General features: G+C 71.0%; 7 protein-coding genes. 4 read left to right on the forward strand and 3 right to left on the reverse strand.

The genetic code is table 11. The features are described from left to right. Nucleotide 1: 1 nt before the first annotated feature. Nucleotides 2-9,199: an amino acid adenylation domain-containing protein gene (locus tag ACFWNN_RS20015; RefSeq protein WP_382441410.1), complete on the reverse strand. Its 9,198-nt coding sequence runs from the start codon at nt 9,197-9,199 to the stop codon at nt 2-4. A 334-nt stretch (nt 9,200-9,533) separates the two neighbouring features. Between ACFWNN_RS20015 and ACFWNN_RS20020 the strand changes: the two genes are divergently transcribed. From ACFWNN_RS20020 to ACFWNN_RS20030, 3 genes are read left to right on the forward strand one after another with little or no spacing between them, the layout of a single operon-like run. Next, complete coding sequence (locus tag ACFWNN_RS20020; protein WP_382441411.1) at nt 9,534-10,523, forward strand: class I SAM-dependent methyltransferase; 990 nt, start codon at nt 9,534-9,536, stop codon at nt 10,521-10,523. Between the two features lie 7 nt (nt 10,524-10,530). After that, nucleotides 10,531-11,586: a histidinol-phosphate transaminase gene (locus ACFWNN_RS20025; protein ID WP_382441412.1), complete on the forward strand. Its 1,056-nt coding sequence runs from the start codon at nt 10,531-10,533 to the stop codon at nt 11,584-11,586. Nucleotides 11,587-11,603: 17 nt separating this feature from the next. Then, nucleotides 11,604-11,810 (forward strand): MbtH family protein, encoded by a 207-nt coding sequence (locus ACFWNN_RS20030; protein ID WP_382441413.1) that lies wholly within the window; start codon nt 11,604-11,606, stop codon nt 11,808-11,810. A 3-nt stretch (nt 11,811-11,813) separates the two neighbouring features. Here the strand turns inward: ACFWNN_RS20030 and ACFWNN_RS20035 are convergent, their stop codons facing one another. After that, a complete protein-coding gene (locus tag ACFWNN_RS20035; RefSeq protein WP_382441414.1) occupies nt 11,814-12,800 on the reverse strand; it encodes an ArsR/SmtB family transcription factor in 987 nt (328 codons plus the stop codon). 522 nt (nt 12,801-13,322) lie between these two features. Then, entirely contained in the window at nt 13,323-13,805 is a 483-nt protein-coding gene (locus ACFWNN_RS20040) for a MarR family winged helix-turn-helix transcriptional regulator (RefSeq protein ID WP_382441415.1), read from the reverse strand. A gap of 64 nt (nt 13,806-13,869) precedes the next feature. On the opposite strand from ACFWNN_RS20040, the gene ACFWNN_RS20045 reads away from it, so the two are divergent. Beyond that, entirely contained in the window at nt 13,870-15,264 is a 1,395-nt protein-coding gene (locus ACFWNN_RS20045) for an LLM class flavin-dependent oxidoreductase (RefSeq protein WP_382441416.1), read from the forward strand. The last annotated feature ends 19 nt before the right edge of the window (nt 15,265-15,283 follow it).

Consider the following 15,283-nt stretch of genomic DNA (forward strand, 5'->3'; position numbering starts at 1 on the left):
GTCAGTTCGCGCCGAGCGCGAAGTCGTTCTCCAGCTTCGCGAGCACCAGGTCGACGATCCGTTCCGCGAGCCCGGCCACGGTCGGCGCGTCGAACAGGTCGCGCGGTGACACCTCGACCCCGAACGACCGCCGCACCCGCGACGTCAGGCGCAGGCTCGTGATCGAGTCACCGCCGAGGGCGAAGAAGTCGTCGTCCGCGCCCACCTCGTCGCGGCCGAGCACCTCGGCCCACACCCGGCAGAGCGCTTCCTCGGTCGGGTTCGCCGGCGCCCGGTAGGCGACGGTGATCACGTCCGCACGGGACGGTCGCGGCAGCGCCCGCCGGTCGACCTTGCCGTTCGCGGTGAGCGGCAACCGGGGCAACCGCACGAACGCCGACGGCACCAGGTAGTCCGGCAACGTCTTCGCGAGGTGCCGGCGCAGCGTGTCGCCGTCGGGCGCGGTGTCCGGCACCACGTACGCGACGAGCTGCCGGGTGCCCGCCTCGGTCCTGGGCGCGGTGACCACGACCTCGCTGACGGCGGGGTGCCGGATCAGCGTGTTCTCGATCTCGCCCGGCTCGACCCGGAAGCCGCGGATCTTGACCTGGTCGTCGGTGCGCGCCACGAACTCCAGCAGCCCGTCCGGCCGCCACCGCACCAGGTCACCGGTGCGGTAGAGCCGTGCGCCCGGCTCCCCCAACGGGTCCGCGACGAACCGCTCGGCCGTCAGGTCCGGCCTGCCCGCGTACCCGCGCGCCAGTCCGGCACCACCGATGTACAACTCTCCCGTCACACCTACGGGAACCGGCGCGAGACCGGTGTCCAGCACGTGCAGGCGAACGCCCGGGATCGGCTCGCCCAGCGGGATGGTGCGGTGGCCCGCCCCGGCCTGTGCCGGGTACAGAGTCACCGCGAGGGTCGACTCCGTCGGGCCGTAGATGTTGACGAACGTGCGGCCGGGCGCCCACGCCTCGACCAGCTCGACCGGGCAGACGTCGCCGCCGGTGCCGACGCACTCCAGGCCGGAGAGCTCGGCCGGGTCGAGCGCGGCCAGCACGGCCGGCGGCAGCGAGGCGACCGTGATGCCGTCCGCCTTCAGCTGCCTGGCCAGCGCCGACGGGTCGTGCAGCGCGTCCGGGCCGGAGAGCACCAGCGTGGCTCCGGCGACCAGCGTGCTGAAGATGTCCTGCACACCGCCGTCGAAGCTCATCGAGCAGACCTGGAGGACGCTGCTGTCGGGGGTCAGGCCGTACCGCTCGTTGATCGACCGCACGACGTTGAAGAGCGACCTGTGCTCGATCATCACGCCCTTCGGCGTTCCGGTCGAGCCGGACGTGAACATCACGTACGCCAGGTCGCGGTCGTCGCCCTCGACCACGGGATCGTTGTCCGGCAACGAATCGAGCGATACCCGATCGAGCAGCACGGTGTCCACTTCGGACTCCGCGAACCGGGTGGCCTGGTCCGCGAGCGTCAGCAGCACGCGCGGCCTGGTCTCCGCGAGCATCGTGGTGAGGCGTTCGGCCGGGTACTCGGGGTCCAGCGGCACGTACGCGCCACCGGCCTTGAGCACCGCGAGCACGGCGACGACCAGGTCGGTGCTGCGCGGCACGGACACGCCGACCAGCACGTCCCGGCCGACGCCGAGGGCGATCAGGTGGTGCGCGAGCCGGTTCGCCGCCGCGTCCAGTTCGCCGTAGGTGGTGGCGTTCCCGTTGTGCACGACCGCGACGGCGTCCGGGGCCTGCGCGCCGATCACCTCGTGCAGGCGTCCGCCGGTCCGCGCGGGCCCGGTGGTCGCCCACTCGGTCAGCAGCGTCCGCCGTTCGGCCTGGGCGAGCATCGACAGCTCGCCGACGCGGCCGCGGCCGGAACCGACGGCCTCGAACAGCATCCGCAGGTGACCGGCCATCCGCCGCACGGTCGTCTCGTCGAACAGCGCCGGATCGAAGTGCAGCAACAACGACAGCGCGTCCTCCGGGTAGACGACCACGTTGAGCGGGTAGTTCGTGCCGCTGGTCGACCCGATGTCCACGATGGACGGACCGTCGGCGGCCGTCTCGACCGGGTAGTTCTCGAACACGACGATGCTGTCGAAGAGGTCACGGCCGCGCGGCAGTCCGGACCACTCCACGACCTCGGTCAGCGACACGTGGTCGAACTGCCGTGCCGCCGCCTGCGCTTCCTGCTGGCCGCGCAGCCACGTGACGACGTCGGCGTCCTGGTCGACGTGCACCCGCACCGGGAGGGTGTTGATGAACATGCCGGCGATCCGGTCGGCACCCGCGAGATCGGCGGGCCGTCCGGCGACCGTGGCGCCGAAGCACACGTCGGTCTCGCCGCTGTAGCGCGACAGCAGCAACGCCCACACGCCCTGGACGACCGTGTTGATCGTGACCTGCGCCTGCTTCGCCGTCTCGTACACGCGGGCGGTGACGTCCTCGGGCAGCGAGATCCGCAGCCGGGCCGACGAGACCGTGCGGTGCAGGCCGGACTTCGGCCGGTCGAACGGCAGCGGCGTCGCGGCCTCGAACCCGGCCACCGCCTCCTGCCAGTACTCGCGGGCGGCCGTCAGGTCCTGCTGCGCCAACCACTCCACGTAGTCGCGGTACGGGCGCCTCGTCACGGCGACGGGCTCGGCCGAGCACTCACCGAGCACCTCGGCGAGCACCTGCATGCCGCTCCAGCCGTCGAGCAGCGCGTGGTGGAACGTCCACACCAGGCGAACGCGGTCGTCGGTCAGGCGGATGATCGCCACCCGCATCAGCGGCGCCTCACCGAGGTCGAGACCTGCCTTGCGGTCCTGGTCGAGGTGGTGGGCGACGGACGCGTCCAGCTCCGCGCCGGACAGGTCGCGCCAGTCCAGCTCGGTCACCGGTACGCGGACGTGCGCGGACACGACCTGGTAGGGCTTCGGCAGGTCCTCCCAGGCGAACGCGCTGCGCAGCACCGGAATCCGGTTCGCCACCCGTTGCCAGGCGGCGGCCAGCGCGGACGTGTCGCGCACTCCGTCGACCACCGCGTTGATCTGCTCGAAGTAGGCGGTACCGCTGGAGTCCATCAGGCTGTGGAACAGCATGCCGTTCTGCATGGGCGTCAACGGGTAGACGTCCTCGACGTCCCGCCGCCTCCCGACGATCTCGTCCACTGTGGACTGGTCGAGGCGCGCCAGCGGGAAGTCGGACGGCGTGCGGCCGCCCGCGTCCGCCGTCAGGCAGTGCTCGACGGCGGCGGTGAGCTCGGCGACGAACTGGTCGGCGAGCTTCGCGATCGTCTCCTCGTCGTGCACGTTCTCCGAGTAGTACCAGCGGAACTCGAGCCGTCCGGCCAGCACCGTGCCGACGACGTCGACGAGGTGCGGCCGGGTGTCGCCGTCGTGCTGGTGCAGGCCGATCTCCGACGACGCCGCGTCGAACTGGCCGAGGTAGTTGAGCACCACCGGCGGGTCCAGCTCCGGCACCCGGCCGGCGTCGCGCAGCACGCCGTAGCCGAGGCCGCGCGACGGGACCGCGCGCAGCTGCTCCTTCACCGACTTCAGCGCGGCGTCCCAGGAGCCCCCGGGTTCGACCACGACCGGGTAGCGCGTCGTGAACCAGCCGACCGTGCGGGTGACGTCGACGTCGTCGAACAGCTCCTCACGGCCGTGGCCCTCCATGCCGAGCGGCACCCGCGAGTGCCCGGTCCACGCCGACAGGACCCGGCCGAGCGCCGCGACGAGCACGTCACCGACCTCGGTCCGGTAGACCGGCGGCACCTCGCGCAGCAGCTTCGCGGTGGTCTCCTCGTCGAGCCCGGCGCGGACGATCCTGGTGCTCCGCACGGTGTTCGGGCCGTCCCGGTCCACGGGCACGGTCGCGTCCACGTCCTCCAGCGCCGCCCAGTGGGTCTGCTCGGCGTCGAACCCGCCCGCGGCGAGGTGCCTCGTGAGCCTGCTCGCCCACGCCGCCGGGGAGTCGGTGGTGGCGCCGAGCACGATCCGTTCGCCGCGGCCGGCCTGGTCGAGCGCGGTCCGCAGGTCCTCGGTCAGCACGCGCCACGACACTCCGTCGACGGCGAGGTGGTGCACGGCCAGCACGAGCCTGGCGGGGCTGCCCGGCACCAGCACGGCGCCGACGAGCCTGCCCTCGGTGATGTCGGTCGAGGCGGAGGCGAACTCGACGGCGGTGTTCTCGTCGCCGGTCGCGAACCGGACGCTCGCGGCGGTCTCCTCCTGCCACCACTGGCCGTTCTCCAGGCCGTACCGCGTGCGCAGCGCGCCGTGGTGGGCGACGAGCGCCTCGACCGCCAGCCGCACCTGGTCCGGTGCGACGTCCGGCAGGTCCAGCGTCACGTGCTGGTGGAAAGGCGCGGTCGGCGTGAACGTGGCGAAGAAGAACCGCTGGATCGGCGTGAGCGGAGCGCGGCCCTCGACCCGGACGGCTTGTGCCGCAACGGGTGCACCGGTGGCGACGGCCTCCAGCGAGGCGATCGTCGGCCGTTGGAACAGGTCGCGGGCGCTCAGCCGCAGCCCGGCGTCACGTGCCTTGGAGACCACGCGCATCGCGACGATCGAGTCGCCGCCGAGCGTGAAGAAGTTGTCCTCGACGCCCACCTCCGCAACGCCGATCGCGTCGGCCCAGATGTCGGCGAGCAGCCGTTGGAGCTCGGTGCGCGGCGCGACGAACCGGTCGCCGGTCGCCTCGGGTTCGGGCAGCGCGGCGTGGTCGACCTTCTCGCGCGAGGTGAGCGGGAACTCCGCCAGCACCATGACCGCCGCCGGCACCATGTACTCCGGCAGCACGCCGCGCACGTGGTCGAGGAGTCGCGCGGGTTCCGGGTCGCGGCCGACCGGCACGACGTACCCGAGCAGCCGCACGCGTCCCTGCGCGTCCTCCCGCGCGATGACGACGGCCGCCGCCACCTCGGGGTGCTCGGCGAGCACGACCTCGACCTCGCCGGGTTCGACGCGGTAGCCGCGGATCTTCACCTGGTTGTCGACGCGGCCGGAGAAGTCCAGCTCACCGCTGGGCAACCGGCGCACGAGGTCGCCGGTCCGGTACAGCCGCGCGTCGGCGTCCGGGGAGAAGCGGTCGGGCACGAACCGGGTCGCGGTCAGCTCGGGCCGGTTGACGTACCCGCGCGCGACGCAGACCCCGCCGATGTGCAGCTCGCCGGGCACGCCGACGGGCAGCTGGTTGCCGTGCGGGTCGAGCACGTGCACCGTCGTGTTCGCGACCGGCACGCCGATCGTCGGCAGCGCGTCGCCCTCCGGTGCCACGACCGAGCCCGTCGCGAGGACGGTCGCCTCGGTCGGGCCGTAGTGGTTGACCATCCGGAACCCGAACCGGGGGCTGGGCCGGCGGCGGAGCACGTCCCCGCCCGCGATCACCACGCGCAGGCTCGTGTCGACGAGTTCGAGCTGGTCGAACACGGCGTCGACGCGCGGGGTGATGATCACCGACAACGTGACCTCGTTCGCCGCGATCCACCGCACGAGGGCGGCCGTGTCGTCCAGCACGTCCTGCGTGGCGACGACGACCGAGGCGCCGGCGGTGAGCGCGGGCCAGATCTCCAGCGCGACGGGGTCGAACGCCTGCGCGACCAGGTGCGCCGACCGGTCGTCCGGCGTGACGCCGTAGAAGTCGTGGTACCAGAGGCAGAGGTTGACGAGCGACCGGTGCTCGACCATCACGCCCTTCGGCCTGCCGGTGCTGCCCGAGGTGTAGACGACGTACGCGACGTCGTCCGCCTTGCTGCCCGTTTCCGGTGCGGTGCTCGGGTTCCGGTCGATGGCCGGGTCGTCGATCAGCACGGTGTCCACTTCGGACATCCGCCCGGCGAGCCCGCGCTGGGTCAGCACGACCCGTGCGCCGGTGTCCTCGACGACGAACGCCAGCCGTGCCGCCGGGCTGTCCGGGTCAAGCGGCACGTACGCGCCACCGGCCTTGAGCACGGCGAGCAGCGCGACGACGAAGTCCGCGCCCCGCTCCAGGCACACCGGCACGGCCACGTCCGGCCCGACACCGCGGGCGATGAGGTGGTGCGCGATCCGGTTGGCGCGCGCGTCCAGTTCGCCGAACGTCAGGGTCCGCTCACCGCAGACCACGGCTGGTGCGTCGGGATCCTGGCGCGCCACCAACTCCTGGACCGTCACGTCCAGCGAGTGGTCTGCGGCCGTGTCGTTCCACTCCGCCAACTGCCTGCGTTCGCCCGCGGTCAGCACCGACAGCTCGCCGACCGGCAGGTCGGGCGTGGTGGCGAGCTGGTCCAGCAGCACGTGCAGGTGCCCGGCCATCCGCTCGATCCGGGCGGCGTCGAACAGGTCGGTGTTGTACTCGACCGCGACGTCCATGCCGTCGGCGTGCTCGGTGAACTCCACGGTCAGCTCGAAGATCGACGACACGTGCGGCAACCCCTGCCGCCCCACCGCCGCGCCCGCGAACGCCAGGGGCTCGTCCGGCGTGTTCTGCAGCACCACCAACGCCTGCACGATCGGCGTGCGGCTCGGGTCGTGCTCGGGCCGCAGCTCCGCGACCACCCGCTCGAACGGCACCTCCTGGTGCGCGAACGCCTCCAGCACCGTCGTGCGCACGTGCCCGAGGAACTCCGTGAACGGCAGCGCGGCGTCCACAGTGGACCTCAGCGCGAGGGTGTTGATGAAGCATCCGACGAGCCGTTCGAACTCGACCCGGTCGCGCCCGGACACCACGGTCCCGACGACGACGTCGCGCTGCCCGCTGTACCGGGCGAACAACACCTGGCAGGCCGCCACGAGCACGGTGAACACCGTGGTGCCGTGGGCTTCGGCGAGCCAGCCGAGCCGTGAGGTCAGGCTCTCGGGGAGCTGGAAGCGGTGCTCGGCACCGGCGGAGGTGCGGACGGCGGGGCGCGGCCGGTCGGTCGGCAGCTGCAGTGGCGCGGCACCGTCGAGGGTGCGGCGCCAGTAGTGCAGCGGACCGGCCAGCGCGGTGTCGGCGAGGGCTTCCCGCTGCCAGAGGGCGAAGTCGGCGTACCGGGCCGGGAGCGCGTCGACGCGGGCGGGGCGGCGTTCGAGGGCGGCGGCGTAGCGCTCGCTCAGTTCGCCGGTGAGGACGCCCATGGACCAGCCGTCGACGGCGATGTGGTGGACGCCGAGGACGAGGACGTGGTCGGTGTCGGTGACGCGGAGGAGGTTCAGGCGCCAGACGGGGCCGGTGGTGAGGTCGAACGGGGTGGCGACTTCGCGGTGGAGCAGGCGGTCCAGCTCGGCCGGGTCCTCGCCGACGTCGGTGAGCTCGACGACGCCGGAGGCCTGGCCCACGAGCTGGCGCGGGCCCTCGCCCACCACCGTGCGCAGCGGTTCGTGCGTCGCCACCACCTCGCTCCACGCCTGGCCCAGGGCCTCGACGTCGAGCGGTCCGCTGATCCGGTAGGCGAAGTGGACGTTGCTGTCGACGGCGTCCGGGTCGATCTGGTGCGCGACCCACAGGCGTTCCTGCGGGAACGACAGCGGGAACTCCGAGCCCGGCGTGTGGTGCGGTGCCTCCGGCACGAGCGCGGCGGGTCGGACGGCGATCTTGCCCGCCAGCTCGGCCAGCGTCGGTGCGTCGAACAGGTCGGCCACGGTCAGCTCGACGCCGAACCGCGCCAGGATCCGGGCCAGCACCCGCACCGCCAGCAGGGAGTCGCCGCCCAGTGCCGAGAACGCGTCGCCCGCGCCCACCTGGTCGACCGGCAGCACCTCGGCCCAGATCGCCGCCAGCGCGGACTCGATCTCGCCGCTCGGCGCCCGGTGGCCCGACTCCGCGCCGCGACGCGGTTCGGGCAGGGCGGCCCGGTCCACCTTTCCGTTGGGGGTCAGGGGGAACCGGTCGAGCAGCACGAACTCCGACGGCACGAACGGCTCAGGCAGCAGCCCGGCCAACTGGTCGCGCAGCGACGCCGGGGTGGCTGACTCGGCGATGACGTACGCGACCAGCCGGCCGTCCCGCACCACGACGACCGCGTCCGTGACGCCGGGACAGCGGCGCAGCCGGGACTGGGTCTCGCCGGGCTCGACGCGGAAGCCGCGGATCTTGACCTGGTCGTCGGTGCGGCCCAGGAACTCCAGCACGCCGTTGTCCAGCCGCACCAGGTCGCCGGTGCGGTACAGGCGTTCGCCCGACGGCGCCGCGACGAAGCGGGTCGCGGTCAGCCCAGGCCGGTTCAGGTAGCCGCGCGCCAGGCCGGAGCCGCCGACGTACAGCTCGCCCGTGGTCGCCGGTCGCAGGGACGCGTCGAGGACGTGCACGGTCGTGCCGGCGAGCGCGGTGCCGATCGGCACCGGGCCGGACACCTCGGTGATGTGGTGGCAGGCGGTGAACGTCGTGCCCTCGGTCGGGCCGTAGCCGTTGACCAGAGCCAGTTCGGGGAACTCGGCGAGCACCCGCGCGCAGTGGCTCGGAGAGAGCACGTCGCCGCCGGCGAGCAGGATCCGCAGCCCGCCGAACACCGTGACGTCGGCGTCCACGACCTCGTGGAACATGCCCGCGGTGAGCCAGAGAACGCTCACCTCGAAGCCGGCCAGGAACCTCCCGAGCTCGGCGACCGAGACCGCGCCGGACGGGCCGATCGCCAGCTGCGCGCCGCTCGTGAGCGCCGCCCACACCTCGAACGTCGACGCGTCGAACGACGCGGAAGCCAGGTGTGCCACCACGTCCGAGGGCGTCAGCGCGGCGTAGGACTGGCCGCGCACGAGCCGCACGATCGCGCGGTGCTCGACCAGCACGCCCTTCGGCCGCCCGGTGGAACCCGAGGTGTACATCACGTACGCGAGGTCGTCCCCGGACACCGGAACGTCAAGCGGCCCAACGGGTCCGTCGAGAAGATCGGCGTCCAGGCAGACGATCTCCGCGCTGCCGAAGGGAATCCGGTCGCGCAGCTCGGCCGACGTCAGCACCAGCGGCGCGGCGGTGTCGGCGAGCATGAACGCCAGGCGGTCGGCCGGGTAGCCGGGGTCGAGCGGCAGGTAGGCGCCGCCCGCCTTGAGCACGGCGAGTTCGGCGACGACCAGGTCGACACCGCGCTCGAAGCACAACGCCGTGACGACACCGGGACCGGCACCGCGCGAGACCAGCAGGTGCGCGAGGCGGGAGGCGCGTTCGTCCAGCTCGGCGTAGGTGAGGACGACCCCGGCGGAGGACACCGCGATCGCGCCGGGCGTGCGCCGAGCCCACTGCTCGAAGAGCTGGTGCACGGACGCGGGCATGACGGTGTCCACGCTGCTGCTCCGTTCTGTCGGATCCCCCGAGAAGAAAACGCGGGCATCCCACGACCCCTGTGGTCCCGCAATCGGAAGTCTTGTTCGGTGGACGGCCCGGCGGCAACGTGTTTAAGCCGTGACCAAAAAGGACCTGCGCCACATCGGCGCCGAGCTGGGAGTTTCGGCAGTGGCTAAAGGAGGTGGAATCCTGCGCCGTCCTGCGCAAGGCTGGTGTCGCCGGGCAACCGTCCCGTTCGCAGTCTGCGCACGGCAATGTCCGCGATGGACCGGACACGTTTTCCGGCTTTCCGAAAATCGGGGTCGCGGCGCGCCGCGCGACAGGAGGCTGTCCATGACCAGCACGACCACGCGGGCGACCGCGCAGATCTTCAACTCCGCGGTGGCCGCGTCCGCCATCGCGGCGGCCTGGGAACTGGGAGCATTAACCGAACTACGTGAATCAGGCACGCTGAAGGTGCCGGAATTCGCCGGGAAGAACGACTTGCACGAGGAGTCGACACGCGGGCTGTTCGTCGCTCTCGCGAGCGTCGGAGTGGTCAGCAGGGACGGCGACACGGTCGTGCCCGGCGAGCAGTTCGACGAGGTCTACCAGGCAAAATCGCTCTTCCACTGGCTCATGCGGGGGTCAGCCCCGCTGTTCGCCGAGATCCCGTCGGTGCTGCGCAACGGCAACCGCGAGGGGCGCTACTACCACCGGGACGCGGCCGCGATCAGCGCCGCCTGCCGGGAAGCGAACACCCAGTTCTACGACCCGGTTTTCTGGCCGGTCCTCGAAGGAATCGATTTCGAACCCGCGGGCGTGGCCGATCTGGGGTCGGGAAGTGGTGAACGACTTCTCCAAATCCTGAAGCGCCACCCGCAGGCACGTGGTATCGGAATCGACATCGCGAGCCCGGCGATCGACATGGCCAGGGCCGAGGCCGAACGGCAGGGCGTGGGCGACCGTCTTTCGTTCATCGAGGCGGACGTCCGCAAACTCGAACCGTCCCCGGAATTCGAGGACGTCGACCTGCTCACGTGTTTCATGATGGGACACGACTTCTGGCCGAGGGAACGCTGCATCACGTCCCTCCAGCAGCTGCGCAAGGCATTCCCGAACGCCCGCAGGCTGCTGCTCGGCGACAACGTCCGCACCACGAACGTGCCGGACGACGAAATCCCGGTGTTCACCCTCGCGTTCGAATTCGGCCACGCGATGATGGACGTCTACCTGCCGACGCTGGACGAGTGGCTGGACGTCTTCGACGAGGCCGGCTGGAAGTGCGTCGAGGCGCACCGCGTCGAGAGCCTCGCCGGGGCCGTCGTGTTCGAGCTGAGCTGAGGCGGCGATGACGGTCCTGATCCGCCCCGACCTCGACGCGCTGCCGCTGTACCAGCAGCTGCCCACGACCGCGCGGGTCCAGCTGTCCAACAACGAGACGGCCTTCCCGCCGTTGCCCAGGGTGGCCGCCGCGCTCACCGCGGGCCTCGCCGACATCAACCGGTACCCACCGGTCAGCCCGCACACCACCGCCACCCGCCTCGCCGAGCACCTCGACGTGCCCGCCGGGTCGGTCGCCGTGGGCGCGGGCTCGGCAACCCTTCTGCTGCAACTGATGCAGGCCGTGGTGCACGGCCCGAGCAGCATCGTCTACGGCTGGCGCTCGTTCGAGGCCTACCCGATCCTGGTGCGCGTCTCGGGCGCCGAGGCACGTCCGGTCCCGTTGACCGGCGACCTCGTCCACGACCTCGACGCCATGCTGGCCGCCGTCACGGCGACGACCCGCATGATCATCATCTGCAACCCCAACAACCCCACGGGGACTGCCCTGCACCGCGACGCGCTCGCGAAGTTCCTCGCCGCCGTGCCGGAGCACGTCGTCGTGGTGCTGGACGAGGCGTACCGCGAGTTCGTCACCGACCCGGACACTCCGGACGGGCTGGAACTCGTCCGCGAGGCGGCCGGGCGCGGCAACCTCGTGACGCTGCGGACGTTCTCGAAGGCGTACGGCCTCGCGGGTCTGCGCATCGGCTACTGCGCGGGCCCGATCGACCTGATCCGGGCGGTCACCAAGGTCGGCGTCCCGTTCAGCGTCAGCACGCTGGCCGAGACCGCCGCCCTGATCAGCCTCGACTCCGCCGACGAACTGGCGCAGCGGTGCGAGCTCGTCCGCACGGAACGCGACCGCGTCGGCGAGGCGCTGCACGGACTCGGGCAGGAGTTCCTGCCGTCACAGGGGAACTTCCTCTGGCTGCCGCTCGCGGACCGGTCGCCCGCGTTCGCCGCCCACTGCGCGGCCGACGGCGTGATGGTGCGCCCGTTCGGCACCGAGGGCGTCCGGGTCACGATCGGCAGCCCCGCGGACAACGACGCGTTCCTCGCGGTCGCCCGCACCTTCGCCTGACCCCCAAGGAGAACCCGATGAGCAGCAACCCGTTCGACGACCCCGACGGCACGTTCCTCGTGCTGGTGAACTCGCCCGGCCAGCACTCGCTGTGGCCGCGGGCGATCCCGGTGCCCAGCGGGTGGACCGAGGTCCACGGGCCGGGCACCAGGCAGGAGTGCCTCGACTACGTGTCGGGCCACTGGACCGACCTCCGCCCGCGCGAGGCCGTCGCCGGCGCGTGACGCTCACTCACCAGCCGCCGCTTCCATGAACTGGTACGTCGTGTACTCCAGCAACGCGGTGCCGAGAGGCGTCACGCTGTGCTGGACGGTGTTCCGGTTGCGGCGGCTGGTGATCAGGCCGGCCTCCCGCAGCACCGAGGTGTGCTGGCTGATACTCGCCGACGAGATGTTGAGCCGCTCGGCCAGCTCACCCGTGGTCGCGCTCTCCACCAGCTCCTGCAACACCGCCGCACGCGTGCGCCCGACCAACGCCCCGAGCGCCTGCTCGCCGCGTTCGGTGACGTCCCAGAACGCCGCCGCCGCGCTCGCGGCCGCAGTGACGGGCGGCGCGGCGAACACGAGGATCGGGCTCGACTCCGTCCACTCCGCACCGATCAGCACAGCGGCCGCGTTGTCGTGAAGGAACAACGACGGCGCCAGCAACAGGCCGCGGCCTCCGAGGTGGACGTCGATCTCCCGTTCGTGCGGGATCTCCAGCACGTTCGATCGCCATCGGACCCTCGGGTGCAACGTCCCGAGGAGACGTTCGACGCCTCCGGTCATCGCGAGCCGGCCGCGGACGTCGCGGACCGTCTCCAGGTAGCCCCGCACCTGCCGCCAGTACGGCGACACCGCGACCCTGGCGAACCCCTGGGCGGTCTCCACCACCTCCTCGCGGCTCAGGCCGGCTCTGCCGAGCGCGCGTTCGTCCGCCTTGAACCCTCCGTCCACGAGCCACAGCAGATCCGGGACCGGCCGCAACACCTGAGCCATGCGCTCGATGCGACCGGCACGCCTGCCGAGCCGTTCGCTCACGCGGTCGCGCCAGATCCCGAAGAACCCTCCTGTCCTGGTTCGCCCGAGCGACTCCATGGCGAACACGGTCTCTGCACCCATGCCCAACGTCGCCGAGACTTTCACCCGTGCGAGGTCCTCGCCGGTGAAATGAATCCTCTGCAACTCTGCCCCCCGGTCGTTGGCCCGTTCGACGGACGCGACGTGCGCGAACATCGCCGAACCGGGACCACCTCTATGTGGGCTGAACGGAGCACGCGAGGTTAATGCGCCTCCCAGCTCTTCTTTAGCCGCACACCAACAGAGCCCCTGATCCCCCAAGCGCGGGTACACGTTCCCCCAGACCGCGCGCCAGGTGCGTCGTTCACAGCGTACATACCCCGCAACGAAACCGCCGCCACTCAATGAACCGGGCTAAAGCAGCCCACCCGCGAACTCGATTTTTAAGCCAGAACCAAAACAGCCGCACGCCTGCGACCTGCACATACCACACAAACCGCGTTTCTCATGAGCTTTTGCTCCGAATAACGGAGAGACCGCCACCACACTCCCCGCCACCCTGCAACCTACTCATGAATAAAGTAAAAACTTCACTCTTTCGCGAGGTTCAGCTCAACTCGTCCGATTCACAGATGACAACCGTCGAAATCGCACTTCAGAACTCATGATTGCAGCCTGAACGTCCACTTCAGACGCCGAGCGATAACGATTTACACCATCAGCGGAACCGATCCGGCGTCAGGACGCCCCGGCCGCGATGTCCTGCACGACCTGGCACGCGCTCGGCACCGGGTCCAGCTCGTTCACGTGCCCGGCCAGCCGGCAGAGCAGTTCCTTGAACGTCCGGCGGTCCGCGGCGGGGAGGCTCGACAGGACGTGGGCCTCGGCGTGCTCCAGCCGGAGGTCGAGCTCCCGCAGCCTCGTCCGGCCGACCTCGGTGGCGACGACCAGGCGGGTGCGGCGGTCGGTGGGCGCGGGACGGCGTTCGACCAGCGACGCGCGTTCCAGGTCGTCGAGCAGGTACGTCATGACCGTGCGGTCGATGCCGAGCTGCTGGCACAGCGCGGACTGGCTCTCGGGCTGGTCACGGGTGGCGGCGGTGAGGATCTGGTAGCCGCGGTGGCCACCGGGCAGGTCGCCGACGGCCTGGTTCGTCGCCTTGACGTAGGCGCGGAACACCACACCGAGGGTCCAGCCGAAGTCGTCCTCAAGCGCGGTCACCCGGCCAATGATAGCCGCGACAGAACGTCTGCACAGCAGAACATCTGCGTGGCATACTTTCGGCATGACAGATTATGGCCACCCGCTGGAGTTCGGGGTGTTCCTGCCGCCGGCCGCCGATGACTTCGGCACCACACTCCGCCTTGCGCAGGCCGCTGACGTGCGCGGACTGGAGCTGGTCAGCATCCAGGACCACCCGTACAACGCGGCGAACCTGGACACGTGGACGTCGTTGTCGGTCATTGCCGCGTCCACCACCAACGTCCGGGTGTTCCCCAACGTCGCGAACCTGCCCCTCCGCCCACCGGCCGTGCTCGCGCGCGCGGCGGCGAGTCTGGACATCATCAGTGGCGGGCGCGTCGAGCTGGGACTGGGCGCGGGCGCGTTCTGGGACGCCATCGCCGCGATGGGCGGCCCGCACCGCAGCCCGGCCGAGTCGGTCGAGGCGCTCGAAGAGGCCATCGCGGTGATCAGGGCGCTGTGGACGCCTGGACGCGGAGTCCGGTTGCAGGGCAAGCACTACGGGCTCGACGGCGCGCGCCCCGGGCCGTTCCCGAAGCACGACATCGGCATCTGGCTGGGCGCCTACAAGAAGCGGATGCTCCAGCTCACCGGCCGGCTCGCGGACGGCTGGCTGCCGTCGAGCCCGTACTCGCCACCGGCCGAGCTCAAGGCGATGAACGCCATCATCGACGAGGCCGCGAACGACGCCGGCCGCTCCCCGAAGGCCATCCGCCGGATCTACAACATCGGCAGCGAGTTCACCGCCGAGCAGCTCGCCGAGCTCGCGCTGAACGACGGCATGAGCGGCTTCATCGCGATGGTCAACACCGAAGAGGAGCTCCTCACGTTCGCCGACGAGACAGCCCCGGCCGTGCGCGAGATCGTGCAGAAGGAACGCGGCGCGAAGCTCCCGTGGGACGAGTCGACCCGCCCAAAAGCACCGGCGCCTGAAGCGGGCGCCGTCTACACCGCTTCGGGCAGGGCTCTCGGCCGTCAGCTGGTCGGCGTCCACAACCATCTGCGCGACGAGCTCACGAAGGTCCGGTCGATCGTCGACCAGGCCGCCGAGGGGATCATCGGCATCGGCGAGGCGCGCGACGAGATCAACACGATGACCATGCGCCAGAACAACTGGACGATGGGCGCGTACTGCGAGAGCTACTGCCGTCTCGTCACGATCCACCACACGCTCGAGGACACGAGCCTCTACCCGCAGCTCCGCCAGGGCGACGGACGGCTGGGCCCCGTCCTCGACCGGCTGACCGAGGAGCACCAGGTCATCCACGAGGTGCTCGAACGGCTCGACGCCGCGCTCGTGGCGACGGTCGCGGAACCACACCGGATCGCCGAGGTGAAGGAGTCGGTCGACCTGCTGACGGACACCCTGCTCTCGCACCTGTCCTATGAGGAGGGTGAACTTCTCGAACCGATGGCGCGCATCGCGTACCACCACTGAGTGCACTTCGGCGTGTGCG

Source organism: Lentzea sp. NPDC058450 (assembly GCF_042721395.1).
In the GTDB taxonomy this organism is placed as follows: Bacteria; Actinomycetota; Actinomycetes; order Mycobacteriales; family Pseudonocardiaceae; genus Lentzea.

Excerpts from the sequence above, each read along its gene's own strand:
- ACFWNN_RS20020 (WP_382441411.1), top strand. The coding sequence starts at position 9,534 with ATGACCAGCACGACCACGCGGGCGACCGCGCAGATCTTCAACTCCGCG.
- ACFWNN_RS20025 (WP_382441412.1), top strand. The coding sequence starts at position 10,531 with ATGACGGTCCTGATCCGCCCCGACCTCGACGCGCTGCCGCTGTACCAG.
- ACFWNN_RS20030 (WP_382441413.1), top strand. The coding sequence starts at position 11,604 with ATGAGCAGCAACCCGTTCGACGACCCCGACGGCACGTTCCTCGTGCTG.
- ACFWNN_RS20035 (WP_382441414.1), bottom strand. The coding sequence starts at position 12,800 with ATGTTCGCGCACGTCGCGTCCGTCGAACGGGCCAACGACCGGGGGGCA.
- ACFWNN_RS20045 (WP_382441416.1), top strand. The coding sequence starts at position 13,870 with ATGACAGATTATGGCCACCCGCTGGAGTTCGGGGTGTTCCTGCCGCCG.